General features: G+C 66.7%; 19 protein-coding genes and 2 pseudogenes. 10 read left to right on the top strand and 11 right to left on the bottom strand.

What is annotated here, in order from left to right:
• Positions 1-8 precede the first annotated feature (8 nt).
• Positions 9-1,466 (top strand): catalase, encoded by a 1,458-nt coding sequence (locus ACZ6KO_RS02015; RefSeq protein WP_469298808.1) that lies wholly within the window; start codon positions 9-11, stop codon positions 1,464-1,466.
• A gap of 404 nt (positions 1,467-1,870) precedes the next feature.
• On the opposite strand, the gene ACZ6KO_RS02010 is transcribed toward ACZ6KO_RS02015, so the two are convergent.
• The 3 genes and pseudogenes from ACZ6KO_RS02010 to ACZ6KO_RS02000 all read right to left on the bottom strand — a co-directional run.
• On the bottom strand, positions 1,871-1,981 hold the full coding sequence (locus tag ACZ6KO_RS02010; protein WP_469298806.1) for an ABC transporter ATP-binding protein: 111 nt from the start codon (positions 1,979-1,981) through the stop codon (positions 1,871-1,873).
• Positions 1,981-2,409 (bottom strand): ATP-binding cassette domain-containing protein, encoded by a 429-nt coding sequence (locus ACZ6KO_RS02005; protein ID WP_469298804.1) that lies wholly within the window; start codon positions 2,407-2,409, stop codon positions 1,981-1,983. Before ACZ6KO_RS02005 ends, ACZ6KO_RS02010 begins: the two co-directional genes overlap by 1 nt.
• An 83-nt stretch (positions 2,410-2,492) precedes the next feature.
• Positions 2,493-2,600 (bottom strand): annotated as a pseudogene (locus tag ACZ6KO_RS02000) (agmatine deiminase family protein); the annotation flags it as partial.
• A gap of 170 nt (positions 2,601-2,770) precedes the next feature.
• Between ACZ6KO_RS02000 and ACZ6KO_RS01995 the strand changes: the two are divergent.
• Positions 2,771-3,352 (top strand): TetR/AcrR family transcriptional regulator, encoded by a 582-nt coding sequence (locus tag ACZ6KO_RS01995; protein WP_469298802.1) that lies wholly within the window; start codon positions 2,771-2,773, stop codon positions 3,350-3,352.
• A 101-nt stretch (positions 3,353-3,453) separates the two neighbouring features.
• Here the strand turns inward: ACZ6KO_RS01995 and gcl are convergent, their stop codons facing one another.
• On the bottom strand, positions 3,454-5,238 hold the full coding sequence (gene gcl, locus ACZ6KO_RS01990) for a glyoxylate carboligase (RefSeq protein WP_469298799.1): 1,785 nt from the start codon (positions 5,236-5,238) through the stop codon (positions 3,454-3,456).
• A gap of 214 nt (positions 5,239-5,452) precedes the next feature.
• Between gcl and ACZ6KO_RS01985 the strand changes: the two genes are divergently transcribed.
• On the top strand, positions 5,453-6,364 hold the full coding sequence (locus ACZ6KO_RS01985; RefSeq protein ID WP_469298797.1) for a hypothetical protein: 912 nt from the start codon (positions 5,453-5,455) through the stop codon (positions 6,362-6,364).
• 101 nt (positions 6,365-6,465) lie between these two features.
• The gene (locus tag ACZ6KO_RS01980; protein WP_401449685.1) at positions 6,466-6,954 is read left to right on the top strand and encodes a glutathione peroxidase; all 489 of its coding nucleotides are present in this window, start codon (positions 6,466-6,468) and stop codon (positions 6,952-6,954) included.
• A gap of 170 nt (positions 6,955-7,124) precedes the next feature.
• On the opposite strand, the gene ACZ6KO_RS01975 is transcribed toward ACZ6KO_RS01980, so the two are convergent.
• Together ACZ6KO_RS01975 and ACZ6KO_RS01970 are read right to left on the bottom strand one after the other, a co-directional pair.
• A complete protein-coding gene (locus ACZ6KO_RS01975; protein WP_469298793.1) occupies positions 7,125-8,804 on the bottom strand; it encodes an AMP-binding protein in 1,680 nt (559 codons plus the stop codon).
• A 45-nt stretch (positions 8,805-8,849) separates the two neighbouring features.
• The gene (locus ACZ6KO_RS01970; protein WP_469298791.1) at positions 8,850-9,980 is read right to left on the bottom strand and encodes a winged helix DNA-binding domain-containing protein; all 1,131 of its coding nucleotides are present in this window, start codon (positions 9,978-9,980) and stop codon (positions 8,850-8,852) included.
• Positions 9,981-10,061: 81 nt separating this feature from the next.
• Between ACZ6KO_RS01970 and ACZ6KO_RS01965 the strand changes: the two genes are divergently transcribed.
• Entirely contained in the window at positions 10,062-11,159 is a 1,098-nt protein-coding gene (locus ACZ6KO_RS01965; RefSeq protein ID WP_469298789.1) for a magnesium and cobalt transport protein CorA, read from the top strand.
• A 224-nt stretch (positions 11,160-11,383) separates the two neighbouring features.
• Here the strand turns inward: ACZ6KO_RS01965 and ACZ6KO_RS01960 are convergent, their stop codons facing one another.
• The 3 genes and pseudogenes from ACZ6KO_RS01960 to ACZ6KO_RS01950 form a co-directional block, all read right to left on the bottom strand.
• Complete coding sequence (locus tag ACZ6KO_RS01960; RefSeq protein ID WP_469298786.1) at positions 11,384-12,631, bottom strand: tyrosine-type recombinase/integrase; 1,248 nt, start codon at positions 12,629-12,631, stop codon at positions 11,384-11,386.
• Between the two features lie 45 nt (positions 12,632-12,676).
• On the bottom strand, positions 12,677-12,988 hold the full coding sequence (locus tag ACZ6KO_RS01955) for a helix-turn-helix transcriptional regulator (protein ID WP_469298784.1): 312 nt from the start codon (positions 12,986-12,988) through the stop codon (positions 12,677-12,679).
• 159 nt (positions 12,989-13,147) lie between these two features.
• A pseudogene (locus ACZ6KO_RS01950) lies at positions 13,148-13,369 on the bottom strand (MarR family transcriptional regulator); the annotation flags it as partial.
• 438 nt (positions 13,370-13,807) lie between these two features.
• Between ACZ6KO_RS01950 and ACZ6KO_RS01945 the strand changes: the two are divergent.
• Both ACZ6KO_RS01945 and ACZ6KO_RS01940 read left to right on the top strand, forming a co-directional pair.
• Positions 13,808-14,617: a protein kinase family protein gene (locus ACZ6KO_RS01945; protein ID WP_469298780.1), complete on the top strand. Its 810-nt coding sequence runs from the start codon at positions 13,808-13,810 to the stop codon at positions 14,615-14,617.
• Between the two features lie 108 nt (positions 14,618-14,725).
• On the top strand, positions 14,726-15,421 hold the full coding sequence (locus ACZ6KO_RS01940; RefSeq protein ID WP_469298778.1) for a class I SAM-dependent methyltransferase: 696 nt from the start codon (positions 14,726-14,728) through the stop codon (positions 15,419-15,421).
• Positions 15,422-15,495: 74 nt separating this feature from the next.
• Here ACZ6KO_RS01940 and ACZ6KO_RS01935 read toward each other — a convergent pair whose 3' ends face one another.
• Together ACZ6KO_RS01935 and ACZ6KO_RS01930 are read right to left on the bottom strand one after the other, a co-directional pair.
• Positions 15,496-16,803, bottom strand: coding sequence for a DGQHR domain-containing protein (locus tag ACZ6KO_RS01935; RefSeq protein WP_383780743.1), 1,308 nt, complete (start codon positions 16,801-16,803; stop codon positions 15,496-15,498).
• Positions 16,804-16,829: 26 nt separating this feature from the next.
• Positions 16,830-17,345 carry a hypothetical protein gene (locus ACZ6KO_RS01930; RefSeq protein WP_469298774.1) on the bottom strand — a complete coding sequence of 172 codons (516 nt, stop codon included), beginning with the start codon at positions 17,343-17,345 and terminating at the stop codon, positions 16,830-16,832.
• A 644-nt stretch (positions 17,346-17,989) separates the two neighbouring features.
• Between ACZ6KO_RS01930 and ACZ6KO_RS01925 the strand changes: the two genes are divergently transcribed.
• The 3 genes from ACZ6KO_RS01925 to ACZ6KO_RS01915 all read left to right on the top strand — a co-directional run bounded on the left by ACZ6KO_RS01925 (position 17,990) and on the right by ACZ6KO_RS01915 (position 23,381).
• Positions 17,990-20,350 (top strand): DUF262 domain-containing protein, encoded by a 2,361-nt coding sequence (locus ACZ6KO_RS01925; protein ID WP_469298771.1) that lies wholly within the window; start codon positions 17,990-17,992, stop codon positions 20,348-20,350.
• 690 nt (positions 20,351-21,040) lie between these two features.
• Entirely contained in the window at positions 21,041-22,216 is a 1,176-nt protein-coding gene (locus ACZ6KO_RS01920; RefSeq protein WP_469298768.1) for a cysteine desulfurase family protein, read from the top strand.
• 85 nt (positions 22,217-22,301) lie between these two features.
• Entirely contained in the window at positions 22,302-23,381 is a 1,080-nt protein-coding gene (locus ACZ6KO_RS01915; RefSeq protein WP_469298766.1) for a DUF4007 family protein, read from the top strand.
• Positions 23,382-23,383: the final 2 nt, after the last annotated feature.

Raw genomic sequence — 23,383 nt, 5'->3', positions numbered from 1 at the left:
AGGTCACCATGTCGAAGCGCGTGCTTACGACCGAGTCCGGCGCCCCGGTCGCCGACAACCAGAACTCCGCCACCGCCGGCGTCGGTGGCCCGCTCCTGATCCAGGACCAGCAGCTGCTGGAGAAGCTCGCCCGCTTCAACCGTGAGCGCATCCCGGAGCGCGTCGTGCACGCCCGCGGCTCCGCCGCGTACGGCTACTTCGAGGTGACCGACGACGTCACCCAGTGGACGTCGGCGAAGTTCCTGGACACGGTCGGCAAGAAGACCGAGACCTTCCTGCGGTTCTCCACCGTCGCCGACTCCCTCGGTGGCGCGGACGCCGTCCGCGACCCGCGCGGCTTCGCGCTGAAGTTCTACACCGAGGACGGCAACTACGACCTCGTCGGCAACAACACCCCGGTGTTCTTCATCAAGGACCCGATCAAGTTCCCCGACTTCATCCACTCCCAGAAGCGCGACCCCTTCACGGGCAAGCAGGAGGCGGACAACGTCTGGGACTTCTGGGCGCACGCCCCCGAGGCGACGCACCAGATCACCTGGCTGATGGGTGACCGCGGCATCCCCGCGTCGTACCGCCACATGAACGGCTACGGCTCCCACACGTACCAGTGGACCAACGCCCAGGGCGAGGCCTTCTTCGTCAAGTACCACTTCAAGACGAACCAGGGCATCCGCTGCCTGTCCTCGGAGCAGGGCGCCGAGATAGCCGGCAAGGACGGCAACAGCCACCAGACGGACCTCCTCCAGGCCATCGAGCGTGGTGTGAACCCGTCCTGGACCCTGTACGTCCAGGTCATGCCGGCCGCCGAGGCCGCGGACTACCGCTTCAACCCGTTCGACCTCACCAAGGTGTGGCCGCACAGCGACTACCCGCTGCAGCGCGTGGGCCGGCTGGTCCTCGACCGCAACCCGGACAACGTGTTCGCCGAGGTCGAGCAGTCCGCGTTCTCCCCGAACAACTTCGTCCCGGGCATCACCGCCTCGCCGGACAAGATGCTCCAGGGCCGCCTGTTCGCGTACGCCGACGCCCAGCGCTACCGCCTCGGTGTGAACCACACCCTGCTGGCGGTCAACGCCCCCAAGGCGACGGTCGCCGAGAACTACGGCCGCGACGGCGCCATGGCGCTGCGCAACGGCTCGCGCCACGACAAGAACTACGAGCCCAACTCGTACCAGGGCCCGGCCGAGACCGGCCTCGCCCTCGGCGCCCCCAAGGCCGTGTCCGGCTTCACCGGCACGCACGAGGCCCCGGCCCACACCAAGGACGACGACTTCTTCCAGGCCGGTGAGCTCTACCGCCTGATGTCCGAGGACGAGAAGAACCGTCTGGTGGCGAACATCGCCGGTGGCCTGTCGCAGGTCTCCCGCGAGGACGTCATCGAGAAGAACCTGGCCCACTTCCACGCCGCCGACGCCGACTACGGCAAGCGCGTCGAGGAGGCCGTCCGCGCCCTGCGCGAGGACTGAGGGCCGTACAGACGCGCCGGGGGCCTGACGGGAGGTCGGGCCCCGGGTGCCACCTGTTGCCGCGGGCCCGGATGAGGGGTGGTCCACGGCAACGGGAGGACGAGGACCGCGGTGGCGTCGAGCCAGTGCGGTGGTAAAGGCCCAGCGGCCCGTCTCTTGACCTGAGGGAGACGAAGCCAAGGTGTCCTGTCGCCGCCACCGCGGTCCCAGCCACTCCCCTCTATTACAGGGGACACCTCCCCTTGTCGCAGGGGATACCTCCCCTGCGCGGGCATCGGCCCCAAGAACCCCGCCCGGCGGGTGCGAACGTCCTGTCGCGCCAGCCTCGCCCCGTCGGGCGGTCATATTTCCCTGGCCGGAGCGCCGGGTCACGGACGGTCCCGTGGCCCGGCGCTCTGTTGTGCTCAGCCCCGGGGGCGGGGCAGGCACGCCAGCAGGTGCGCGGTGTACGGGTGGGCGGGGGTGCTCAGGACCGTGGCCGTCGGGCCCCGTTCCAGGACCCGGCCCGAGCGCATCACCAGCAGGGTGTCCGGGCGATCGCCACCCGCTGGCGCTGGCCGCCGGAAAGTTCGCGCGGGCGGGACGCGGCCTCACGGGTGCCCAGGCCCACCTGGTCCAGGAGTTCACGGACCCGGGGCCCGGCGGCGCGGTCCGGGAAGTGCAGCCGCAGGGTCTCGCGCAGGACCTCGCCCGCCGGGATCCGCGGGTCCAGGGAGAGCAGCGGGTCCTGGCGGGCCCGGTGGCGGCGGGCGGTACGGCCGCGGACCGCCGGCGCGCGGGTCAGCCCGCCGACGAGGACCTCGCCGGCGTCCGGGCGTTCGAGGCCCGCCAGGATCCGGGCCGTCGTGGTCTTGCCCGACCCCGAGCCGCCGACGATCCCCAGGGACCCGCCCGCCGGAACCGTGAACGACACCTCGTCCACCGCCCGCGCGGCGCCGTACATACTGACCAGCGCCCGGGCTTCCAGCGCCGGGACGGCCGACGGCGTCCCTCGCGCAGCCAGGAGTCGTCGATCGCCTCGCGGGCCACCGCCGCGTACTCCTGGCGGGCGGCGTCGAAGGCGGGCCCCCACAGGTCGGGGCGGGTGGGCCAGGCCATCAGGCAGGCCTCGTGCTCGGCCCATTCGGCCGGCATGCGCGCGGACACGGTTGTCGCGGTCATCGGAGGTGCTCCCTCGGTGCAGTGGTCGGTGCTGCGCACGCATCCTGCCTGAAAATCCAGTCAGGATCGCAGGTGGGAGCTATCGTGGGCCTGACTGAAAGGTCAGTCAAGGGGGATGGACCGACAGAAGGGTTTGAGCCGGCGTGGCCGACCGTCAAGCGTTGATCCTGGAAGCAGCCGTGCGCGTCATCGCCCGCAACGGCGTCAGAGGCCTGCGTGTGGAGGAACTCGCATCGGAGGCCGGGGTCTCCACGGCGCTGATCTACTACCACTTCAAGGACCGGGCGGGCCTGATCCGGCGCACTCTCGCCTTCATCAGCGACCGGGCCACCGGCTACACCGACGAGGCCCTCAAGAAGGCGCCCGACGCCCGCGCCGAGCTGCTCCAGCTGTTGCTCAGCGAGCTCCAGGACACCACGCGGGTGCGCGAGAACAGCATCGCCTGGGGCGAGCTGCGGGCCAGCGCCATCTTCGACGCGGACCTGCGCGAGCCGCTGGCCGAGTCCACCCGCTCGTGGACCGAGGACGTCGCCGAGACGATCAGGGACGCGCAGGCGGCGAGCCTGGCGGACCTGCGCGTCGAGCCGCTGGACGCGGCGGAGCGGCTGACGGCGCTGGTGGAGGGGCTGAGCGAGCGCTGGCTGAGCGGTTCGCTGACCCTGGAGCGGGCCCGGTCCCTGCTGACCGGCGCGATCGATGCCGAACTGGGGCCACGCCCCGCGTAGCCCCCGCCCCCTCCCCCCCACCCCCGATACACGACGGCCCCCGTCCCTCCTCGCGGAGGGACGGGGGCCGTTCGGCAGCGCTATGAGACCTGTGAGGCGGTTCAGACCAGCGGACGGATCGCGGTCGGGGCGTGGCCCGGCTCGGTCGCCAGCTCCTCGAACTCGGTGACGTCGCTCATGTCGACGGTCTTGCTCATCGCGATGTTGGTGACGCGCTCCAGGATCGCCTCGACGACGACCGGGACCTGGAACTCCTGGGCCAGCTTCTTGGCCTCCTCGAAGGCCGCGCCCAGCTCGTCCGGGTCGGTCACGCGGATGGCCTTGACGCCCAGGCCTTCGGCGACCTTGACGTGGTCGACGCCGTAGACGCCGATCTCCGGGGTGTTGATGTTCTCGAACTCGAGGTTGACCTCGAAGTTGATGCCGAGGTTGCCCTGCGCCTGACGGATCAGGCCCAGGTAGGCGTTGTTCACCAGGACGTGGACGTAGGGGACCTTGTGCTGGGCGGCGACCGCCAGCTCCTCGATCATGAACTGGAAGTCGTAGTCGCCCGACAGCGCGACGATCGGGGTGTCCGGGTCCGCGGTGGCGGCGCCGATCGCGGCCGGGATGGTCCAGCCGAGCGGGCCGGCCTGGCCGCAGTTGATCCAGTGCCGCGGCTTGTAGACGTGCAGGAACTGGGCGGCGGCGATCTGGGAGAGGCCGATGGTGGTGACGTAGCGCGTCTCCGGGCCGAAGGCGCGGTTCATCTCCTCGTAGACCCGCTGCGGCTTCATCGGGATGTTGTCGAAGTGCGTACGCCGCTGGAGCGTGCCCTTGCGCTCCTGCGCGGACGCCGCCCACGCGGAGAAGTCCGGCAGCCGGCCCGCCGCCTTGAGCTCCTTGGCGACCTCGATGAAGAGCTCCAGCGCGACCTTGGCGTCGGAGGCGATGCCGTAGTCGGGGGCGAAGATCCTGCCGAGCTGGGTCGGCTCGATGTCGACGTGGACGAACTTGCGGCCCTTGGTGTACGCCTCCAGGTTGTACCCGGTGTGGCGGTTGGCCCAGCGGTTGCCCAGGCCCAGGACGAAGTCCGAGGCGAGGAAGGTCTCGTTGCCGTAGCGGTGCGCGGTCTGCACACCGACCATGCCGGCGGCCAGCTCGTGGTCGTCCGGGATGGTGCCCCAGCCCATCAGGGTGGAGATGACCGGGACGCCGGTCAGCTCGGCGAACTCGACCAGCAGGTCGGTGGCGTCGGCGTTGATGATGCCACCGCCGGCGACGATCAGCGGACGCTCGGACTCCAGCAGGAACCCGATGGCCTTCTCGATCTGCGCGCGGGTCGCGGACGGCTTGTAGACCGGCAGCGGCTCGTACGTCTCCGGGTCGAACTCGATCTCGGTCAGCTGGACGTCGATCGGCAGGTCGATGAGGACCGGGCCGGGACGGCCGGAGCGCATCAGGTGGAAGGCCTGCTGGAACACGCCCGGGACCTGCGCGGCCTCCAGGACGGTGGTCGCGGCCTTGGTGACCGGCTTGGCGATCGAGGCGATGTCGACGGCCTGGAAGTCCTCCTTGTGGAGCTTCGAGACCGGAGCCTGACCGGTGATGCAGAGGATCGGGATCGAGTCCGCGATCGCGGAGTACAGCCCGGTGATCATGTCGGTGCCGGCGGGGCCGGAGGTACCGATGCAGACACCGATGTTGCCCGCCTTGGCGCGGGTGTAGCCCTCGGCCATGTGCGAGGCGCCCTCGACGTGACGGGCGAGCGTGTGGGCGATGCCGCCGACGTTCTTGAGCTCGCGGTAGAAGGGGTTGATCGCCGCGCCGGGCACGCCGAACGCTTGCTCAACACCCTCGCGCTTGAGGATCTCCACGGCCGCGGCAGCGGCGGTCATACGAGGCATCGGTACTCCTGCGGTCAGGCTATTTCCGTAATCCGGAAGTTTTGTTCTGCTATACGGAACAACCTAAGCGGAGGTCTTCACGCACGTCAAGGCGTTGACCAACCCCCGAAACCACCAAAAGCCGTATAGCGATCCGTGAGTTGCACAAAGGGCCGGGGCGGGGGCCGGACGTGGGATGGTGGTCCGTACGGCGACGGAGGGGGTTGAAGGTCCCATGGCGGAGAAGGTCCCGGTGCGCTGCCCGGCCTGCCTGCGAACGAACGACTACGTGCTTCCGGTCTTTCCGTGTGCCTGCGGAAGCCCGGTCAGCCCGCCCCTGGACCTGGTCACGCAGGCCGTGCCGCTGACGCATCGCACCTGGTCGGAGAGCTGGGTGGCGGTGCGCTGCGGGGCCTGCGGACGGGAGAGCGAGTGGCCGCACCCGGAGGTGGGGTGCGGCTCGTGCGGGACGGTGGTGCAGGTGCCCGTCCACCCGGTGGGTCAGGTGGAACCAGTGCAACCGGTGGATTCCGTGGATCCCGCCCGCCCCGGTGTTCCGGCACCCCCGGAGGCCGGTGGCACGGGCGCGCCGGGGCGGGCGGGGCACGCGGGGGCGGCGGGCCGGGCGGGTACGGACGGACCCGAGCCGGTGGTGGAGCGGCCGGACGCGCTGGCCGACGCCCCACCGGCCGCGCACGGGGGCACCGCGGGCCCCGCGGGCACCACGGGCCCGGCCGGCCCTCCCGCCGCACGGCTGTCACGGCCGGCGTTCCAGCCGGTGACCATCCGCACGGCGCGGGACGCCGTGGCCTCGGCGGCGCTGTACCTGCGCTGGCTCGGTTTCCGCGACGTACGGCAGCCCGACGCGCGGCCGGTGCCCTCGGCAGCCGTGGATCTGCGGGCGCCGGGGCTGGTGGCGCAGGTGGATCCGACCACGGCGCCGGCCGGACTGCGCGCGGTGGAGTGCGTGTGGCTGAACGGACTGACAGCCTCCGCGACCAGCGTGTACTTCGCCCTGGCCGGGTACACCGAGGAGGCCCGGACCCGCGCGGACGAGCTGGGGATACCGCTGTTCGTGATGGACCTCACGGGTGTGCCGCAGCCGGTCAACGACCCGGCGGACGCGCTGATCACAGCGGGGGCCTAGGCTTTCCCGTGCGTCCGTTCCGCGTGAAGCACGACGACATGCGACGACACACGACGACGCACGACGAGCACGATGGCGCACGCCTGCCGAGGAGAGACGTCTTGAGCCTGTACGACATCCCGCTGACCACCCTGTCCGACGAGCCCACCAGCCTGGCGGCCTTCAAGGGGAAGGCGATCCTGGTGGTGAACACGGCCTCGCAGTGCGGTCTCACCCCGCAGTACTCCGGGCTGGCCCGGCTGCAGTTCGCGTACGCCGAGAAGGGCTTCACCGTGATCGGTGTGCCGTGCAACCAGTTCGGCGGCCAGGAGCCGGGCACGGCCGACGACATCCAGACCTTCTGCGCCACCGGCTTCGGCGTGACCTTCCCGATGCTGGAGAAGTCCGAGGTCAACGGTGAGAACCGGCACCCGCTCTACCAAGAGCTGGTGAAGACCCCCGACGCCGACGGCGAGGCCGGCGACATCCAGTGGAACTTCGAGAAGTTCCTGATCTCGCCGGCGGGCGAGGTCGTAGCGCGCTTCCGGCCGCGCACCGAGCCGGAGTCCGCCGAGGTCATCGCCGCGATCGAGGCGCAGCTGCCGGCGTAACGCGCGCCGGGCGCACCAGGCACACCTGGCACACCTGGCGCTCCTGACACCGCGCACCGTGCACCCCACCCCGCGCACCGGGCCCCTGACCAAATGGTCAGGGGCCCGACCGGTATCCGGCCCTCCGCTCAGGCGGCCCTCGGCTCAGGCGGCCCACCCGTGGGGCGGCCTCACCGCAGCTCGGCCTCGTCGTACTCCTGCTCCGATCCGGCGGCGGTGAGCTCGCGCAGCTCCACCCGGCGGATCTTGCCGGAGACGGTCTTGGGCAGCTCGGCGAACTCGATCCGCCGGATCCGCTTGTACGGGGACAGCACGGCCCTGGAGTGCGCGAACAGCGCCCGCGCCGTCTCCGGCCCCGGCTCCCAGCCGGCGGCCAGGGCGACGTACGCCTTGGGGACGGCCAGCCGCACCGGGTCCGGGGCCGGCACCACGGCCGCCTCGGCCACCGCCTCGTGCTCCAGCAGCGCACTCTCCAGCTCGAACGGGGAGATCTTGTAGTCGGAGGCCTTGAAGACGTCGTCGGCCCGTCCGACGTACGTCAGGTAGCCGTCGGCGTCGCGGGCGGCGATGTCGCCGGTCCGGTAGACCCCGCCCGCCATGGCCTCGGCGGTGCGCGCGGCGTCGTCGCGGTAGCCGGTCATCACACCCGCCGGCCGGCCGGTGAGGTCCACGCAGAGCTCCCCCTCGTCCGCGGACTCCTTGCCCGTCACCGGGTCGACCAGGACGATCCGGTATCCGGGCGCGGGCCGCCCCATCGAGCCGGGCTTGACGGGCACGCCGGGGAAGTTGCCCACCTGGAGCGTGGTCTCGGTCTGTCCGAACCCGTCCCGGATGGTCACCCCCCACGCCTGCCGGACCTGCTCGATGACCTCCGGGTTCAGCGGTTCGCCGGCCGCGACCGCCTCGCGCGGCGGGGTGCGCAGGGCGCTCAGGTCGGACTGGATCAGCATCCGCCACACCGTCGGCGGTGCGCAGAACGACGTCACCCCGCCCCGGTCCATCTCGGCCATCAGCCGCTCCGCGTCGAAGCGGGTGTAGTTGTAGATGAAAACAGTGGCCCCGGCGTTCCAGGGGGCGAACAGGTTCGACCAGGCGTGCTTGGCCCAGCCGGGCGAGGAGATGTTGAGGTGCACGTCGCCGGGGCGCAGCCCCAGCCAGTACATGGTGGACAGGCTCCCGATGGGGTACGAGGCGTGCGTGTGCTCCACGAGCTTGGGGCGGTCGGTGGTGCCGGAGGTGAAGTACAGCATCAGCGTGTCGGATGCCTCGGTCGGACCGTCCGGGGTGAAGCCGCCCTCCCACGCGTCCGCCCCCGCCAGCGCCACCCACCCGTCCGGCACCCGCTCCCCCGCCGCGATCCGGGTGTAGTCACCGGGTACCTCGTCGAACTTGCCGGTGTCCTCCGCCCGGACGATCACATGGCGGACCTGGCCGCGGACGACCCGGTCGCGCAGGTCGTGCGGGCCCAGCAGCGGGGTGGCCGGGATGACGACGGCCCGCAGTTTCATCGCGGCGAGCATGACCTCCCACAGCTCGCGCTGGTTGCCGAGCATGACCATGATCCGGTCACCGGCGGCGACGCCCTGCGCGCGCAGCCATCCGGCGGCCGCGTCCGACCGTACGGCCATCTGCGCGAAGGACACGCCGCGGCTCGTACCGTCCTCCTCGACGATGCGCAGCGCTTCGGCGTCGTTGCCGGCGGCGATGTGGTCGAACCAGTCGAGGGCCCAGTTGAAGCGGTCGGGGCGGGGCCAGGTGAAGCCGGCGTGAGCGGCCTCGTAGTCCCCGCGGCGCTCCAGCAGGAAGTCGCGTGCGGCCAGGAACTGAGCGGTGGCGGCATTCAGTGTCATGGCAGGCATCGTGCCGTGTCCCGACGATGCGTCACCAGTACGCCGTCAGCCCGCGACGGGCCCGAACTCCACCGAGGTACGCTCCGCCCCGGTCATGGCGGCGAGCATGGACTCCCCTTCCGCGACGATCTCCTCCCGCCGCGCCGCGCCGACCGCCCCGAACAGTTCAACGACCACCCGCGTCACCCTTTCCCCCTCCTGCATCTTCCACACCCCACCCAGAAACCCGTCGACGAGCAGGGTGCGGTAGGCCTGATTGCCCTTCCAGCTACGGCCCTTGAGGTCGGCGGGTACCACGCGGGAGCGGTCGGCGTGGGAGAGGAGCAGATTGTCGAACTCGGGCAGGAAGCGCGGCGGCGCGGGCGTGTCGGCGTCGGGCCGCTCGGCGTCGGGGAGGTCGAACAGCTCCACCCCGTTCTCGTCCCGGAACGTGATCAGCTCCGGCCGCAGCCGCTCGAAGGCCTCCCCCAATCGGGTGAGTCCCGCCCAGGTCTGCATGTCCCGGACGGAGGCGGGCCCGAAGGCGCGCAGATAACGCAGCACGACATCGTCGACACCCACACCCCCCAGGACACCTCTCCCACCACTCCCACCCCTCCCGAGCCACCGCCCGAGGGTGGTCAGCCGTACCTGCCCGCTGCGCCCCCACACCCCGCGCGGGGTGACCTGCACCAGCGGCAGCCGGCAGCGCGCGGCGACGGAGAGCGCGAGCGGGTCGGCGTCGGGCCACTCCCCCAGCAGCTCCGCACGGATCTGCGCCATGGTGCGCGGCGCGCTCTCGACGTACTCCCGGGCGAGCGCATCCAGCCGTACGAGATCCACCCCGGCGAGCCCCGCGCGGAAGGTGCCGACCTCGCGGTCCCGGGCGGGCTGGACCAGCGGCCGCAGGGCGAGGGCGTCCTCGGCGGTGTGGGTGTGGATGGTGGACCGCATGGTGACCATCCGCACCACGTCCCGGGACTCCATGAGCCCGGCCAGCTCGGCGGGCCGGAACCCGGCGAGGCGGGCGTGCAGCTGGAAGTAGGGCGGCTTGACGTTCTGCGCCTGCAGCCCGACGAGGTGCGCGACGGCGTCCCGGGCGGACATCTCGGCGCGGCTGAGGAGCAGCTGCCGGGCGAGCGTGGCACGGTTCAGTGCGCGGGTACCGAGTACGGAGGAGTTCGTCCTGGAGACCATACGACCACGCTAAGCCGCCTCGCGGACACCCCCTGTCCGCAATCCAGCAGAAACCCACCCATCCGGGAGCCGTCGATGCCGATGCCGGATCACCGAAACCGCCAGGACCGCCATACGCCACCCCCCTGGAACCGCCCGGGCACTCCCCCGGCGGACCACCGCAGCGTGGTCGACTCGGCCGTCTACCGCGACGGCCGCCGCGTCGCTTCCCCGGACACCCTCGCCGAGACCTTCCGGCAGCTGCGCGAGCAGTCGGACAGCGTGGCCTGGATCGGCCTGCACCGCCCGAGTGAGGACGAACTCCACTCCCTGGAAACCGAGTTCGATCTCCACCCACTGGCCGTCGAGGACGCGCTGGAGGCCCACCAGCGCCCCAAGCTGGAGCGTTACGGCGAGACCCTGTTCGTCGTCCTGCGCGCGGCCCGCTACCTCGACGCCCCGGAGGAGGTCGAGTTCGGCGAACTCCACGTCTTCGTCGGCCCGGACTTCCTCATCACGGTCCGCCACGGCGCCGCCCCCGACCTCTCGGCGGTCCGCCGCCGCATGGAAGCGACCCCCGAACTCCTCGCCCTCGGCCCCGAGGCGATCCTGTACGCGATCCTCGACGCGGTGGTGGACGGCTACGCCCCGGTCGTCGAGGGAGTCCAGACGGACATCGACGAGATCGAGACGGAGGTCTTCCGCGGCGACCCGGAGGTCTCCCGCCGCATCTACGAACTCTCCCGCGAAATGGTGGAGTTCCAGCGGGCGACCCGCCCCCTGGTCGGCATGCTCCACAACCTGATGGCCGGCTTCGCCAAGTACGGCACGGACGAGGAACTCCAGCGCTACCTCCGCGACGTAGCCGACCACGTCACCCACACGAGCGAACGCGTCGACGGCTTCCGCCAGGCCCTGACGGACATCCTGACGGTCAACGCAACCCTGGTCTCCCAACAACAGAACGCCGAAATGCGCGCCCTGGCCGAAGCCGGCTTCGAACAGAACGAGGAGATCAAGAAGATTTCCTCGTGGGCCGCCATCCTGTTTGCACCCACGTTGGTGGGAACCATCTACGGCATGAACTTCCAGGAGATGCCGGAGCTGAAGTGGGCGGCGGGGTATCCGTTCGCAATCCTGCTGATGGCAGTGGTCTGCGTGAGCCTTTACGTGATCTTCAAGAAGCGCGACTGGCTCTAGCGAACGAGCCGGAAGCGTCGATCGACTTAGCATCTGTGAACATCACAGAACGGCCTCCCAGGCCCCCTGGGGAGAATCTGGGGAGAATGCGCAGCGCGCCGCATGAGCGCCCTCCCCCGCATCCCGAGCTGCCCACATCGGCGAACAGATCGACCGGCACCATCTCGCGGACACAGAGCGTAACGAAACGGGCGGCACAGCATATTTGCTGTGCCGCCCGTTGATCACGCCGTCACGAGGCTTTCAGGTACGTACTCGGGCACGATGCCGAGCAGAGAGTCGATGGCTGCGCGCCCCTTACCGCCGGCCTCCGGCATGAAGTGGGCGTAGTGGTCGAGGGTGATGGTCGGACTTGAGTGACCGAGCCACCGGGCGAGCGTGACGATGGACTCGCCCGCTTCGAGGAGGATCGAGGCGTAGGTGTGGCGGAGGACATGGAAGCCGTCCTTGCGGGAGGCTTTCCACCGCTTGCCCTTCTCCCTCATGGGAATGACGCCGACAGCTGCGAGGGCCGGCTTCCATACCTCGTCGTTGAAGATGTTGGCGCGGATGGCGTTGCCGTACGTGGTCGTGAGGATCAGGGGGAAGGTCTGCCTTTCCCTGTCCGGCTCCGGGCCTCCCCACGGCAGTTCAACGTCCACGGCGGGGTGGTCGAGGAAGTACGCGGCCAACTCCGCCGCCACCGACGAGGGCATGTCGACGATGCGCGTCTTGCCACCCTTGGGGAGTGCGAAGTACAGGCGGCCGTAGAGCAGCTGGACCTGACGGCGCACACGGATGACACCGCGCTCGAAGTCGATGTCCTGTGGCGAAAGCCCAAACACCTCACCCTGACGCAGTCCACACCCCAGCGCGACAACGACAGCGATCCGGTAGCGGGGGTTGATCACGTCCCGCATCCGCTGCGCCGTCGCCAGCGGCCACGCCTCCCGCTCCTCGTCCGGGACCTTCGGCCAGCGCACCGTCTTGGCCCGCATCGGGTTGCGAACCAGGCGCTTGTCGTCGATCGCGGTCTCGAAGATGTTCGACAGCGAGGTCAGGATCTGCCGGGCATACCGCGGAGAGCACTCACTTTCGAGCGTGGCTATGTAGCCGCGCAGGACCGTCGCCGACACGTCTCTCAGCGCCACCGCGCCGAGATGTGGAAGGACGTGGAGTCGCACGCGCTCGTCGACGCGCTTGACCGTGCCGGGAGCACCGCGAACGCCGGCTCGCCAGTGACGCGTGACGAAGTCGGCCAGGGTGATGGAGCCGTCGCGGGGGTCGACGAACTCGCCTCGTTCGCTGTCGGTGCCGGCACGTCGAAGCCACGCCTTGGCGTCCTCCAGTGCGTCGAACGACATGTCTCGGACGCCCGGGATTCCAGCGACGCGATATCGGGACCCCTTGCCGTATCGGGTCGTGCGTTCGCGCTTGCCGGTGACGGGATCCTTTTTCTTCTTGATCCAACGGTCTTCGATGTAGCCAGCCAAAGACGTCCTCTGGGTAGGGAATTGCTAGGGGAGCTCGGAAACAGGTCAGACTGTGGCAGGGGGCCTGGAACGACGCCGAGGCGCGGCGTTCACGGGGTTGAGGGAGGTATTGCTGCGAGAGTCCGCCTGCTCCTGCTCACGGATCCACTCATTCAGCGCCTCAATTCGATACATGACGCGGCCACATTGACCCATCCGGAAGCTCGGCGGTCCCTGACGCCGATGCCGCCAGACATAGAGGGTGTGAGGCGAGAGGCCGAGGTACTCGGCTGCATCTCTTACATTCAGAAACGCCCTGCGAACGGCATCGGTCGCGTCTCGTGCGGTCGAGGAGGTAGGGCGTGAATAGGCAGGCATAGAAGGTTCTCCCAGGGAAACGTGAGGGTCGCGGGGGTGTCGAGCAAGGCCCTGCGGCATGTACTGAGGGCAGCCCGCACCACGCCACCGCCAAGTAGTCGGCGCGAACTACGTCAATGGTCTGGAGAATCCCCGGTTTGGCTAACCGGGGATCGTCGGTTATATAGGTACGCCGCTGCGCGAAGCCTCGGCGCTGTCTGGAGGCGTCAGGGCCAAGCTGAATGTTCGAGGCGATCGCCCTTCGGCCTCGTCTTCCGCAATCACGATCCCGTCGCGGACCAGGCGGTCGAGGCTTCGGGTCACGACCTTCTCCGGGACACCCACCGCACGGGCAGCCTGTCGGGCATTCACGCCCGGGTGCACGGCGACGTGGGCGAGGACAGCTCGATCGCGTTGGTAGCCGTCCTGGAGAAGGTCTTCGGCGAATAGGCTGGCCGCTCAGACACACAGGCACAGCGCCGTAGCGATGCCGCAATGGTCAACGTGCTGCTGCGCAGTCCATGCACACACAGCGCCGAGCGTGAACAGAAGAGGAGCCGTCAGGCGCAGAGAGAGCAATACGGACTTGAACAGAGGATCTCCTGAAGCCATGGCTCGATCGAGAGTGCAGTGAGCCCATGGGCCGCCTAGAGCACGCACGGGGCCTTGCTGACCTGGTGTTTTCGGGGACGTTGTACGTTGACATGGTCCCGGAGAGCGTTCCAGTCCTTCGCGTCTCTTCCATGTCTGCCGTGGGCGAATGCTCCGAGCCGGGCGCGTTTCCTGCCTCGAACGGGAAACTCCCTGCGGCATCGGACCAGACTTGGCACGATCACGAGCATGACGCCGCATCCCCTGCTTGACGTCGCCCACGTGGCCACTCTTGACGCCTACGTTGCGGACATCGGAACGATCTTTCGCGCGTTTGCCGATCAGGACTCCGGATGTGTCTCGTACGGGGTCCTGGTGGATGGGCGGCGATGGTTCGTGAAGAGCGCTTCAGTCCCTGCAGCTGTGTCGTCGCTGCGGCGAGCCGTCAGCGTGCACCAGGCCGTCACTCACCCAGCCATCACGCCCCTGCTGCACAGCATCACGACGGATGAGGGACTGGCCCTCGTCTACCCCTGGGTGCCAGGCGAGGTTCTCTACCACCCCACCAGGTCCCACCACGGGGGCAGAACTGCTCCCGACAGCCCGATGGCCCGTTTCCGTGGCCTTCCGCTCCCTGAGGTCCACGCCGCCCTGGCCATGATTCTGGACGCCCATCTCGCGGTGGAGTCCGCGGGGCTCGTGGCCGTCGACCTCTATGACGGCTCCATGTTGTACGACTTCGAAGAGCAGCGGATGAGGCTGTGCGACCTTGACGAGTACAGGCCGGGGCCGTTCACACTGGACGCCGACCGGCTCCCGGGCTCCAGCCGGTACATGGCGCCAGAGGAGTTCGTACGGGGTTCGATCATCGACGTCCGGACGACCGTCTTCAACCTCGGCAGAGCTCTGCGACTCCTCCTTGACGCTGGCGACAAGGAGGACCAGTGGCGAGGAGCCCACGACCAGCTGGCCGTAATCCAGCGAGCTACAGCAGCAGACCCACAGGAGCGATTCCCCTCAATGCGCTCGCTCGTCGAAGCCTGGCATGCCGCAGCCTGAGCGCACGGCGCTCCCCCTGAGCTGGCGTCCGGGACGGTGGCGGGGCACATCGATGCAATGTCGGAACGCTAACCGAGAGCGAGAGGCCTGAGGGATGTCGATCACCAGGTGAAGGAAAGAAATCAGGAGAGAGGGATCGAAGTGCACGGTGGAACCGGGAGAAGTGAAGCACGGCTCCAAGCACTGCGCGGCGATACCGATCGTTTGGCCAGCCTGTACGAGCAGGTCGCCTTCGACGAAGTGCACCGCCAAGTGCTCCACCTGATTCCGGCAGAGCCTGTGAGGGTCTTGGACATCGGAGCAGGCACCGGTAGGGATGCGGCCGCCCTGTCAGCACGAGGACACACAGTGGTCGCGGTAGAACCCTCGGAAGAGTTCAGGGCCATTGGGCGGCAGGCCCACGCCGGTCACAACATCCGGTGGGTGGATGACAGACTGCCCGAGCTAAGCACCGTGGCTGGCCGGCACCAGCCCTTTCGGCTCGTAATGCTGACGGCTGTGTGGATGTTCCTTCACGAGGAAGAGCGACATCACGCAATGAGCCGCATCCATGGACTGCTGGATGAGGGCGGTCGCCTCGGCATGGTCCTGCGCACCGGACCGATGCCGGCCGAGCGAGGGATGTTCCCCGCATCTGCGGCGGAGACGGTGTCTCTCGCCGCCACTCGAGGGCTAAGCCTGATTCACGAGAGTACGCAGGCCGACTCGCTCGGGCGTACGGACGTCATGTGGAGCAACCTCTTCTTCGAGAAGCCTGCACCTGCAACTTCACGCGAGGCGTGCTCAGCCTCCCTCCGCACATAGAGGTCCGCCTCCAAGTGAACTGCCAGCGGCAGGGCAACGAACACGTTGCCCTGCCGAAGGACGGGGCTCCACACTCAGGGGGCATCAACTGACGGAAGATTCTTCGCGAGCTCGTCCGCGGAAATCGGGTATCGCTCGTTCTTCACGGTGCGATACGTCCTCATTGCTCGGTCGATCTGCGCCCTGGAGTTGGGCGCCAGGTGAGCCAGCAAGAGCTCGAACAGGGCAGTGTTGTTGTCCTTGGCAGCGATCATCTTCCCCTTGCGGCTGGCGCTGTCTGGCGTTTCCTGCCAGACAGCGCTGAACGGGGGTGCAGACATTCGCCATTCCAGCGCGGACAGACGCTCCAGCAGGCGCGGCCAGTCAAGGAGGTTCTGGTCGATGATGTGGCGCGCAGCCCGCGCTACCTGCACCTGAACTGCAGGCCTCATGAACGGATGGCCTTCGCCGTCGCGGCCCTTCGGGGCACGCAGCTCCTTGGGCGCCGACTGGGCTTCGTAGCGTTCACGCATGTTGCCACACGCCTTGAGTAGCTCGTCGATGCGCACGGACAGATCGTCGAAGCTCTCATCGAGTACGTCGTCTGCCGCACGCTGTGACGTCTTGCTCATGCTGTCGTGGAGTCCAAACCCGAGATCGGTGAGCAGGTCGTACAGCACACCGATCGTCGTCCAGGCGGTACCGGTGACCCCGACCTGGCGTGTGGCGAGCTTCAGCTCTCCGTCTGCGCCAACCTTGCTGAAGACCTGAACCACGCCGTCCTGCCGCAGGAACTCGTGATCGTCGAGAAGCCGGCGGGTCAGGATCGCGAAGCCGTCGTCCTCATCCAGCGCGATGTTCTCCTGCGCTGTCGTCTTGACCGCGTTGCGGTTGATGTTGGTGAACAGGCGACGCGTGCGCCTGCGGCCTTCCTCGTTGTCGAAGTGGGGCACGACGATGACGCTGATGTCTTCTCGGCCGAGCTCTGGATTGCGCTTCACAGCATCCTTGATCGCCTTCAGTCGGTGCTGACCATCGAGGGCGAAGAACTGGTGGGTACCGTCGAAGGTAAGGACACCAAAGTTCCCATCCATGCCGGACAGCACGTCGCTGTTCTCAGCCGTCTTTTCCATCTCCAGAGGGATGTACTCGGGCGCACCGCCCCACGCGGCAACGATGATGGCGCCCAGGAACCGGTTCTCGTTCGTGAGCAGGTAGTTGGTGATCTCGGTGGTGCGCGCGCCAACGCCGCGCTGGATCATTGTGCCCAGATCCTGGTTCCCACCCAGGTCATGAGCGAAGTTGATCTCTCGCGCCACGGCCGCGTAGCTCATGAGGCAGGAGTAGTACGTCCAGTTCCCAACCTTCGCTTCGAAGGCAGGAACCCACGTCTTCGAGGGCATCGTTTTCTCTTCCTACTGTGCGGTGATCAGGCTGACCAGGCGGAACGGGGAGTACCGAGTCGGGCCCGGAGCTTCGGCCGACCGCGGTCGTTGAGCGGGGGGTTGTACAAGCGAATCAGCCTCTTCTCCAGCCCCTCGATCCGGCTGCGCTCGGGGACCGTGGCGCACCAGAACTCCAGGGGGCGCAGCGAGAGATACCGGGTGAGACGTTGGTTTCGGTTCTCGGGCTCGGCCTGGGTCCAAAGATCCTCCGGGTTGCCCCGCAGGTGCCGCCGGTAGTCCTTGTACCGGAGCCGGATGGTGTTACCACGATCGTTGTTGGATGCACCCGCTTGCCCGATATACAGCAGTTGCGGGAAGCTGCCATGCGTGGGCAACGCGCCAACGTGGAACTGGAACGGCGGCCGCCAAACGAACATGTACAGCCCAGGTTCGTCAGGCAGGGCCGGCGGCAGGTCCTCCGTCGCCTGGTGGATCTCCCACGAGCTGGCGAACTCGCGCAAGTCAGACGCAAGTTGCTCGGAGTTCGTCTCGTCCAGCATCCGGAGCAGACCCACCTCGATCTGCAGGGCAGGGCTGTCGTCCTCTCGGTACCTCTGAACGACCCGGCGGAGCGCGTCCGCACCCGAGATGCTTGAACTAGTCATGCCTGGCGAGCCCCCCATGGCGTCGTAGTGGTGATCGTCAGTTTGTCAGGTGTCACTGACAAACGATCAGGAGTCGGAGACATTGCTGGTTCCCCAGCGCAACTGGCCCTTCCCGACCGGTATCTGGGTGTCCCCAACTCCGCACCGATCTACGCACTGGAGGGTGGGCAGCACAGGGGTCGCTGTAGCCGGCAGCGCCTGCACCCTGCGCTCCAGCCGGCGCCCGGCGGATGTGGCAGGCCAGCCATACGGTCTCCCCCCGAACGACGACTCGCCCCCCAGACGGATGCCCCTCCCTGCCTGCCGACCCAACCCTGCTGGTCTGGATTCCCATCTGGGCGGAGCACAGACGGTGCCTCGCGGCTTCCAGGCAGGCGCAGACAACGTGTAGTTCCCTGCGCCTGGGGAGTCAGCCAGCTGCCCGGCGTGGCGCGCGTATGGCATAGCGCAGGGCGCAGGAGCTACCAGACCCCGCGACAACGTGAGTTGGAGCACACTAGGCTGATGGCAGGTCAGATGGCTTCGATGAGGAAGCCGCGATGCAGATACGAACATGGCGGGAGAGGGCAAGCCTGAGCATGGAGACACGCGACATCTTTGATGCAAAGCCGCTGTCAGTCTTTCAGTTTTTGAGCGCGAACGGCCAAGGGCTCTACATACCGCCATACCAGAGGGCCTATAGCTGGGAGCTCCCGAAAGTAAGGAGACTACTCGCTGACGTCGCCCACGGCCTCGAGCAACTCAGTGGCGACAAAGACTCTATTTGCTTTTTGGGCACTGTAATCGCACTGAAGGACACCAACTACAGTACGATTAAACCAATCTACAGAGAGCATGTTCCGACCGTCATCATGACCATTATTGACGGTCAACAGCGGCTCACAACCCTGCTCCTTCTCATCACCACCCTCCACGAAGAAATCCGTGTCCGCTCGGCAAAAATGACACCCGAGACCGAAGCGGAATCATGGGTCATAAACCAAGCAAAAAACGTAACGGCACAGCTTGCGAAATGCTACGAGGAGGACATGAATTGGGGTGACCACCGATTTTACCCGAAGTTGATTCGCGCATACAGCGACGTGTGGTCCAGGAAGGCAGGGGAGGCTTCCTACAGGTCCCCCGTCGGGCATTTCCTGCAAGCATACGGCGAGCATGCGCGGAACGGGGAGCTGGAAAGGAAACCTTTCAAGCATACCCCTATTGGAGATAACAGAGCCGAAGGTATCGATCTCAACGCGTATGAACACTTGGCGAAAATTCGCAGTGAGACGCGGGGTTCACTGAGGAGATCTGTCGGCGGCGCAGTCGCCAAGGAAGATGACCTGACACTTCCCGGCGGGGCCGAGATAGCAGCATCCGATGAACTTCAAGTTTCGCTATTCAACAACCAGCTGTCTCCTGCCGTGAAGGAAGCCCTTCACAACGATGTCAATGTGGCATCGTTGGCCCGACTAATTGTTTTTGCCAATTACCTCCTCTCGCGGGTAACCGTCGTCGTCGTAACCGCGAAGCGCGAGGATGACGGGTTCGATATGTTCGAGGCCCTCAATACGACAGGGCAGTCACTAACGGCCATCGAAACATTCAAGCCCCGCGTGATCGAAGCCGAAAGCATCGATCACTGGCAAGAATCTCAATCAAAGAAGTATTTTGATGTCATTGAGGAGTACCTCGAGAGGGAGGGCAGTTCGTCTGCGGATCGACGCCAGAGCGTCACGAGTAGCCTTCTGATACCGTTCGCTCTATTGCAGGATGGCGAGAAACTCGGTAAGCGTCTTAACGACCAGCGTCGCTACCTGAGAGTTGCCTTCAACAGGGACCCACAGGTCGAGGCGCAGCGAGATTTCCTGGCGGCTCTGATGCAGGTAGCTCGATTCTTCGAGGGGCCGTGGCAAGACCCGCCCAAGCTTCCTGCGCATACGAATGGAAAGCTACTCAAGCAAGCGGGCATATCCTTGGCAGCCCTCAGGGATGGCGGCCACGAGATCGTGATTGCGCCACTTTCTCGATATTTCGCCGCCTACAGGGTAAACCATGAGGAGGATGTCGATTCCCGGGTCGAGCAATTCCTCCATGCCGTGCGATCCTGTGGAGCATTCTACGGCATCTGGAGGGGCGCATATGGCGGAACAAACGGGATCGATTCCGTCTACCGGTCTCTCATGATCTCAAATACGGGCGAGTATCCCGGCTTCGCACGGAGATCGTCCCCCTTGACCTCGGTGCCGCCTGTAGAACTCATGCAGGAGTTCCTTCGAGAACGGCTCCGCTCGGCTGGTCTTGGAACCAAAGAAGAATGGGTGGCCCGGGCATCACGAACACCCGTCTACAGTGCATCCAAGCCGTTGACCAGGCTGCTATTGCTGGCAGCGTCAGAGGATACGAGCCCCGACCCCGAAAACCCAGGGCTCGTGATTCGCGGACGTCGCGGGATCCTTCCGGCCCTTGACTTGGAAAGCTGGCGAAGTGAAACGTTCGCCACGATAGAGCACGTGGCGCCTCAAAACGGCCAAATCTCACGGGGCTGGTCAGATGAGCTATACCAAGATCCGGCGATGATCGACAGAATCGGCAACCTCACGCTCCTCCCTCCCGTCGAGAACTCTTCCGTAAGCAACCGAGACTGGCGGGTGAAGCGGATAATGTTCCGAGCTGTCTCATCCGAGACCGTGGAGGAGGCAGAGAAGACGCTGGTGGACGCCAGGGCTGAGGGTCTGACTCTTGGAAAGCGAGCAGAAGAAATAGCGCGCGAGGCGCACTACCTGCCACTTGTTGCCTCATTGTCTCAGAGGCAGGAGGAGTGGACTCCTAAGTTTGTACAGGAGCGTTCTGAGCGACTTTGCGAGTTGGCTTGGGATTCACTTGCTCCCTGGCTGGGGATTCCCGACTGCACGTGATTTATTGCGCTGACAGTAATGCTGCCCGTCCCGAGCCAGCAAGCGAGCAGGGACTCGGACAAACTGCGGCTGCAACTCATAGCGCTACGGTCTGGCCGCTCTCGCCTTGCGCTGTACTGTGCGGCGGTACAGCGCAAGGCGGGCGGCTGTCCGCCAGAGGCGCAGAGTCTGATTCTTCAGAAGGCTGAGATGGTTCACGCCTGCCGACGCGAACATCGCCCGAATGAAAGAATCACCGGAGCAGCGGGCTCTCCCTTGTCAGGAGAGGCGGCGCCGCTCACCTCACGCGACACCTGTGCCGCCGGCCTCCTGACGCCTCGGACGTCGCTGCAGGGCCATGCGGCCTCGGAGGCGTCGGCTCAGCGTGAGACACCAGCCGTCAAGGCTGTGGTCGTCCTGGGGAACCCGCAATACACGGCCCCATAGGCCACCAGGAGTGTGAGTTTCTGTCGTGTTTGGGGACACGATCACTGGGCCCCCTCAGCACCAAACGTGCAGGTCAGATCGTCTATAGCGCCCTGCCTTCAAAGGGGCGGAGCATCCTCTGCACCCTCCTCTCAGAGAGGAGGCGCCACCTCCGCCGCCGGGCGTTGGATAGTATCTCAGTGCACTCCTGGTGGGAGATGAGAACATCACGAGGCAAGCCGCCAGGAGTGACCGGGGCACACAGCGGGCAAGTGGGGGCAGAACATGGCAGGGGACCTGCAGGACGCAGATGTGACGTATCTCGACTACAACGCCACGGCGCCTCTGCGGCCAGAGGCCCTCGAAGCAACGCTCGGCGCACTGCGTAGCGTCGGTAATGCCTCAAGCATGCACCACCCCGGCCGCGATGCTGCCGCCCGGGTCGATGCAGCCCGCCGAGACCTCGCTGACCTGCTGAATTGCTCCCCAGGCGAGATCATCTTTACATCTGGGGCCACGGAGGCGAACAGCCTAGCCCTGAGGGCTGGCTACGCCCGTGGCGGCTTGCTTGTAACCACGGCCGCGGAACACCTGGCCGTGATCGAAACGGCCCGTGCCGTTACGGCGGAGCAGCCCGACTCGCTCCTTCTCCTCCCGGTGGACAAGGACGGCGTCGTTGACCTTGAGCCTCTAAGTGCAGCACTTCGCGACCACACCGTGGCGCTCGTCTCCCTCATGCTTGCCAACAACGAGACCGGCGTCCTGACCGACCTGGCCCCGGTCTGCAAAGCCGCTCACGAGGCCGGCGCTCTGGTCCATACTGACGCTACGCAGTACGTCGGACGCCTCCCACTGGACCTCAGAGAGCTCGATGTCGACTTGCTCTCCCTCTCGGCCCATAAGTTCGGAGGCCCGCAAGGGGTTGGCGCCCTCTTCGTGCGTCGTGGAACGCCCCTGCCACACCGCCCACTACTCGTTGGTGGCGGGCACGAGCGCGGGTGGCGAGCCGGCACGCTGAACGTAGCTGGAATCACAGGGCTCGGTGCTGCTGCTCAAGCTGCCCGTCGGCAGCTAGCCGATGAGGTGGTCAGGGTCAGTGCGCTCCGCAACGCCCTCGAAGCCACTCTGGCCGCCGAGGTCTCCGATTGCCGGATCAATGGAGCTCGCGTTCCTCGGCTTCCAGGAGTGACCAGCGTCACCTTCCCAAGCGTGCCAGCAGACGCCGTCCTCGCGGCTATGCCACAGGTAGCTGCATCTGACGGGAGCGCGTGCTCGTCAGGGGCTCCCAGTCCCAGCCACGTACTTCTCGCCATGGGGCGTAGCCGCGACGACGCGGATTCCACCGTGCGTTTCTCCCTCGGCTACGCCACCACCGAACGCGACATCGAACGAGCCACGGCCGCAGCCATCGAGGCCGTTCGGCACGTGCGGTCGGTCATGGCCGCGACGGCTGAACCCTGACCGGCGTTATCCCACACAGACACGTCCTCTCCGATCTTGCACTTGAAAGGCCCTTCCCATGTCAGACAGCCGGCTCCCTGAAGCCGTGGAGCTCTCCTTCGGGCGCCATGAAACCTTTGCCCCGCGTTTCGGCTGGCTGCACAAGGCGTATATGCAGGTCAAGCACGACAGCGAGATCTTCCACCGCGAGGACGCTCCCGTCCTGCTCGGCGTGGGCAAGAACATGGTGTATTCCATGCGGCACTGGTCGAAAGCGTTCAAACTCACGCAGGAGCACCCGCATGAGGACGCCTCCTACCGGGCCCTCGTCGCATCTCCGACCTGGCGGGCCCGGTGGCTGCTCGACGAAGAAGGAGCAGACCCCTACCTCGAGGACACGGGCAGCTTGTGGCTGCTGCACTGGTGGTTGCTCTCGAACGACTCCGAAGCCAAGTGCTGGGCGCCGAGCTGGTACATGATCTTCAACCTGGCACCCCGCTCCCGGGTCACTTCTGCCGAGATGACCAGCTTCATCACGCGCCACGTCCACGAGAACTTCAGGGAGAAGGACTGGCCCGCGGGCGAGTCCATCTCGCGTGATGTGGAATGCATGATCAAGATGTACGCGCTGGACCAGGAGTTCAACCCGCTGTCGCCGGGTAGCTTCGAAGACCTCCTCATGTCCCCCTTCCGTGAACTAGGCCTGCTGGAAGGCCAGGGCAAGGGCAAGGAACGGAGCTGGCGCTTCACCAACGGATCGCGTTCGAACCTGCCGGCACCCGTACTGGCCTACGCCTGCCTGGACTTCGCCGCGCGGTCCTCGGCGAACGCCGGATCCATCTCGCTGGCCCGACTCGCGCAGGATCCGGGATCTCCGGGCCGAGCCTTCCGCATGCGGGAACCCGATCTGGCAAAGGCCATCGAGTCTTTGGTCAGCGACCACCCGGACCTGCAGATCGTCTCGGCACTCGGCCAGAGCAGCCTGGCCTTCTCCAAGGCTCCCCTACCGCTTGCCTGGGACATCCTCGACGCACACTACGGACGCGTGCGCGAGCGCGAGGGATTCCCCACACCCCAGGAATGGACCAAGAAGTACCCCGCACTTGACGGCAGCGCTCCCAAGCGGACGCGTAAGAAGATGCCCCAGCAGGTCGAGGCGCTGGACCTGATCGAGGAGATCGCGTAACC

The sequence above is a fragment of the Streptomyces sp. NPDC042102 genome (genome assembly GCF_055582305.1).
Note: the sequence above shows the minus strand (reverse complement) of the source record. Positions and strands in the feature narration are given on the sequence as shown.

Coding starts and splice junctions, on each gene's coding strand:
- ACZ6KO_RS02015 (WP_469298808.1), top strand. CDS start 9: ATGTCGAAGCGCGTGCTTACGACCGAGTCCGGCGCCCCGGTCGCCGAC.
- ACZ6KO_RS01965 (WP_469298789.1), top strand. CDS start 10,062: ATGCCGGATCACCGAAACCGCCAGGACCGCCATACGCCACCCCCCTGG.
- gcl (WP_469298799.1), bottom strand. CDS start 5,238: ATGCCTCGTATGACCGCCGCTGCCGCGGCCGTGGAGATCCTCAAGCGC.
- ACZ6KO_RS01975 (WP_469298793.1), bottom strand. CDS start 8,804: ATGACACTGAATGCCGCCACCGCTCAGTTCCTGGCCGCACGCGACTTC.
- ACZ6KO_RS01935 (WP_383780743.1), bottom strand. CDS start 16,803: ATGCCCTCGAAGACGTGGGTTCCTGCCTTCGAAGCGAAGGTTGGGAAC.
- ACZ6KO_RS01930 (WP_469298774.1), bottom strand. CDS start 17,345: ATGCTGGACGAGACGAACTCCGAGCAACTTGCGTCTGACTTGCGCGAG.
- ACZ6KO_RS01925 (WP_469298771.1), top strand. CDS start 17,990: ATGCAGATACGAACATGGCGGGAGAGGGCAAGCCTGAGCATGGAGACA.
- ACZ6KO_RS01945 (WP_469298780.1), top strand. CDS start 13,808: ATGACGCCGCATCCCCTGCTTGACGTCGCCCACGTGGCCACTCTTGAC.
- ACZ6KO_RS01920 (WP_469298768.1), top strand. CDS start 21,041: ATGGCAGGGGACCTGCAGGACGCAGATGTGACGTATCTCGACTACAAC.
- ACZ6KO_RS01985 (WP_469298797.1), top strand. CDS start 5,453: ATGGCGGAGAAGGTCCCGGTGCGCTGCCCGGCCTGCCTGCGAACGAAC.
- ACZ6KO_RS02010 (WP_469298806.1), bottom strand. CDS start 1,981: ATGCGCTCGGGCCGGGTCCTGGAACGGGGCCCGACGGCCACGGTCCTG.
- ACZ6KO_RS02005 (WP_469298804.1), bottom strand. CDS start 2,409: ATGTACGGCGCCGCGCGGGCGGTGGACGAGGTGTCGTTCACGGTTCCG.
- ACZ6KO_RS01955 (WP_469298784.1), bottom strand. CDS start 12,988: ATGCCTGCCTATTCACGCCCTACCTCCTCGACCGCACGAGACGCGACC.
- ACZ6KO_RS01970 (WP_469298791.1), bottom strand. CDS start 9,980: ATGGTCTCCAGGACGAACTCCTCCGTACTCGGTACCCGCGCACTGAAC.